Below are 4,086 nucleotides of genomic sequence, written 5' to 3'. Positions count from 1 at the left end.
GTCCAATGATTCAGGAATGCGCTGCGACTAATTCATATTCGTTCGATTATGTGGACACTCATGGCCGCGAATTCATCGTAAATGCAGAGGAATATAAGAAGTATAAGACAATTGAAGAATATATCGAGGAAAAAACTGCTTCTACCGCTGATAGTAAGGAAATAACTGCTAACCTGAAGCGTTATTTTGCCTCTCATTCATTTCGTTCTCAAGTTTATGATTCGATTGGTTTAATTGCATCCACTTATAAGGATCAGAGTTTAGTAAACTGGCCTTCTCCTTATGTACTCTATGATAAATTTAGTGAGGATGAATATTCGGATGGGAACTATGAATTTGCTGAAAAATTCTATTTTACAGTCAAGCAGCAATCTGGTGATCATCAGCTCATGGAGACGATCTGGTCTCTGTATTTAGATAAAAAGTCTCGATTTGAATCAAAGTATCGCAATTTACCCAAAGCTGTTTTTCAATCTGATTTGAACGATTCTAATCTCTTGCTTGATGACCAGTTAAATCTAGTTGGGATAATCGATTTTAATTTGTCGGGAACTGAAACGATTCTTAATTACATCATTTGTGAATGCTTGTATTTTTTACGGGTAGATGATTTAGATAAATTGGGCGATTGGGCTTTCATGAAGCAATGTGATGAACATCTGGCTAAGGCCATGTCAGCAGTAACCAAGCACTATGAATTATCGCAGCAAGAATTAGATGTCATTAATGACCTGTATAATATCGTAGCTCCGTTCCGATTTCCGACCATGCACTTATTTATCAAGGATTTGAAAGCGAATAATGGTGACAAAATGGACGCTATGCTTGAATGGATCTACTATCAATTAACTCGATCTGATATTCATCAACTTATTCAGGAGGTTGATTTCAGCAGTGCCTCAAGCTAAGAAGCTTATTGCATTATGTCTGACGATCTTATTCATATGCCTTGTTCTGTTTGTTGTACTTGAAAGAAAATCTGCTCCACCCATGATTACAGAAGGAATTATGAACGCAATTGAACAAAGTGAACACGGCCAGAAGCTTGCTCTTCAGGATTATACAGATTTTGAATGGGACTCGGTATATATCTTACGTCCATATATGGATCCAGCTGATCTCACAATGATCAAAGGTGCGGCCGATGTTGACTCTATGATTAAATACCATGATCATATCAATTTGATATTATTTGTTCGCCTAGATATAGCAGTCAAATATCTTGATCTTTCTCGAAAATATGATTTTACCAATGAAGATATAACCATGCTAAAGCGTGATGAAGCTGTGTTTACAATCAATAAATCAGAAGGTCATATTATTCTGCAACCATGAAGGAGATGTAGGAATGAAACAGATTATTGCATTAGGCGGCGGTGGCTTCTCCAAGGAGCCTGAGAATCCATTACTAGACAACTATATATTGAAGCAATCGAGCTCGGCTAAACCCAAAGTATGCTTTATTCCTACGGCTAGCGGTGATTCGGAGGGATATATTCAGAGATTCTATCAAGCTTTTGAGCAGCTTAATTGCACTGCATCTCACTTATCCTTATACAAACCGCCAACATTAGACATAGAAGATTACATAATGGATAAAGATATTCTATATGTAGGTGGAGGAAATACACGGAATCTAGTCACGCTGTGGAAAGAGTGGAAGTTAGATCAGTATATCCGTTCGGCTTATGACAGTGAGATCGTTCTAGCAGGATTAAGTGCAGGATCAATTTGCTGGTTTGAAGAAGGTGTCACAGGCTCATTAGGTGTGGAATTATCCAGTTTACGTGCATTAGGTTTCTTACAAGGGAGCTTCTGTCCGCATTATGATGATGAGAGTGAGAGACGACCTAGTTTTCATAAATTGCTTGAGTCCAATCAGATCGGCAGTGGATATGCGGCTGCTGATGGAGTGGCTTTTCATTATCGAGACGAAGAGATGTATCAAGTTGTCAGTTCTAGACCGAATGCGTTGGCTTATCGAGTTGAGCTTGTGAATCACGAGGCTGTTGATATTCCGATCAAACCTATTTATTTAGGAGAAACAGCGTAGTCTAAAAAAAGAAGGAGATGTAGGTATGAAACAGATTATTGCATTAGGCGGCGGAGGCTTCTCCATGGAGCCTGAGATTCCATTGCTAGACCAATATATTCTTAAGCAATCGAACTTGGTTAATCCCAAAGTATGCTTCATTCCCACAGCGAGCGGAGATGCGGAAGGATATATTCAGAGATTTTATCAAGCATTTGAAAAATTAGACTGTGTACCCTCTCATTTATCTCTTTCTAGACCGCAAACATTAGATTTAGAAGATTACATCATGGATAAAGATATTCTGTATGTAGGTGGAGGGAATACACAGCATTTGCTGACACTATGGAAAGATTGGAAGCTGGATCAATACATTCGTACAGCTTGGGATCGTGGAATTGTCCTGGCAGGAATAAGTGCGGGATCGATTTGCTGGTTTGAAGAGGGTGTCACAGACTCACTAGGGACGGAATTAACCAGTTTGCGAGCATTAGGTTTCTTACAAGGGAGTAATTGTCCGCATTATGATGGAGAGAGTGATAGAAGACCAAGTTATCACCAATTGATTGAATCGAATCAGATAGGTAACGGTTACGCTACAGATGATGGGGTTGCTCTGCATTATCGAGGCGATGAGTTGTTCCAAGTAGTCAGCTCTAGACCTGGTGCAATGGCGTATCGTGTTGAGCTTGTCAATCATCAAGCCGTTGAAACTCCAATCAAACCGATTTATTTAGGGAAAGTAGAGTAGTAGGATATTACTATATTAGATACATAGTAAATTGATTGGAGACAACGCCTTAATGAACAATAACAACCACCAGGTTTATGGGGAATCTTGCCCTTTATGTGGAGCTACTAATGAATGCAGAGTTCATAGTGGAGATTGCTGGTGCTTTCATACGAAGGTTCCGCAAGAGCTAAGAGATCAAATTCCAGTAGAGTTGAAGGGCAAAGTATGTATTTGCCTCAATTGTGTGGAGAAATACAACAGCGAACAACGTAAATACCCTTAAAGCCGAGGAGGTACATATGAAGAAGAACATGATCTGGTACGGATTAGCCGCATTTATCGTTCTTATTCTTGGATTCATTCTTTATATGATATATCCCACAACAGTTAATTTTGCAGTAGAAGGCGTTAAGTATCGATTAGGTGCTGAGAATCAAAATATACTTAAACCCGTGACCATCCAAGTCAAAGGCACTATGCAGAAAAGCTTGACGGGAGCAAAAACATTCAAGGGAACACTCTACATTGAAGGTGAAGAGATTCCTACAGCTGCCGAGCAAAAAGAACTAATCATCGAATTTGACCCAAAGGGTCAAGGTTACTTGGCATTTCCAAATCCACCAACTTATAAACCGCCTAATTTATCCTATGGAATGAGCTACATTAATAGTGATTTCACTCAAATTTCGATAACTGTCCATGAGAAGGATTTGCTGAATCCAGGTGCTGGTCATTGGAATAGTGGAGATGGATTGATGATAGCTGCACCTGCACAGAATAGAGCTGATGCCTTACATATATCCAACGAACTTATGAAGCCATTCTTACCCTCTCCATTAGAATAGATTATCTCACCGTGTTATAATTTACGGAAGGTAAAGTATGCTTATGACTTATTTACATAAATGGAGTGGACGAGATGAGAAGAGCAATTGCATTAGGTGGCGGAGGTTCACGGGGGTCGTATGAATTAGGCGTATGGACTGCTTTGCGGGAACTAGGTATCGAATACCATATCGTAACGGGCACCTCGATTGGTGCCTTGAATGGCGCCCTTATGGTTCAGCAGGATTATGAGCTGACTTACAAAATTTGGGATACAATTACAGTAGATGATGTCATGAAAGACGGGATTAATTTTGATTTCTCGCTCGATTCCTTATTTAGTCATAAAGATAAGATTAAGACTTTTTTGAAAAAGTATCTTCATTCCCAAGGTGCAGATATAACGCCACTGATTCAGCTCATCGATCGCGTGATTGATGAACAACGAATTCGTGAGTCTGCTATTGATTATGGAGTCGTAACCGTAGAACACCCT

The 4,086-nt window shown here is 39.6% G+C and carries 7 protein-coding genes; all 7 read left to right on the top strand.

Annotated elements, in window-relative coordinates; genetic code table 11:
* Positions 1–908: hypothetical protein (locus E0485_RS25285; RefSeq protein ID WP_165921290.1), on the top strand; the 908-nt coding region annotated here is incomplete at its 5' end.
* Positions 895–1,335 (top strand): hypothetical protein, encoded by a 441-nt coding sequence (locus tag E0485_RS24365; protein ID WP_132416901.1) that lies wholly within the window; start codon positions 895–897, stop codon positions 1,333–1,335. The genes E0485_RS25285 and E0485_RS24365, both read left to right, overlap by 14 nt.
* A gap of 13 nt (positions 1,336–1,348) precedes the next feature.
* Positions 1,349–2,053 (top strand): Type 1 glutamine amidotransferase-like domain-containing protein, encoded by a 705-nt coding sequence (locus E0485_RS24360; RefSeq protein ID WP_132420620.1) that lies wholly within the window; start codon positions 1,349–1,351, stop codon positions 2,051–2,053.
* A gap of 25 nt (positions 2,054–2,078) precedes the next feature.
* A complete protein-coding gene (locus tag E0485_RS24355) occupies positions 2,079–2,783 on the top strand; it encodes a Type 1 glutamine amidotransferase-like domain-containing protein (RefSeq protein ID WP_132416491.1) in 705 nt (234 codons plus the stop codon).
* A gap of 52 nt (positions 2,784–2,835) precedes the next feature.
* A complete protein-coding gene (locus tag E0485_RS25975; protein ID WP_132416493.1) occupies positions 2,836–3,048 on the top strand; it encodes a cysteine-rich CWC family protein in 213 nt (70 codons plus the stop codon).
* 16 nt (positions 3,049–3,064) lie between these two features.
* Positions 3,065–3,610: a hypothetical protein gene (locus E0485_RS24345; RefSeq protein ID WP_132416495.1), complete on the top strand. Its 546-nt coding sequence runs from the start codon at positions 3,065–3,067 to the stop codon at positions 3,608–3,610.
* Positions 3,611–3,684: 74 nt separating this feature from the next.
* The coding region (locus E0485_RS24340; protein ID WP_207911052.1) for a patatin-like phospholipase family protein at positions 3,685–4,086 on the top strand (402 nt) is incomplete at its 3' end.

Origin of the sequence: Paenibacillus albiflavus (assembly GCF_004344915.1) — a bacterium.
Taxonomy (GTDB): domain Bacteria; phylum Bacillota; class Bacilli; order Paenibacillales; family NBRC-103111; genus Paenibacillus_AM; species Paenibacillus_AM albiflavus.
This window is presented reverse-complemented; position numbering and strand designations above follow the sequence as displayed.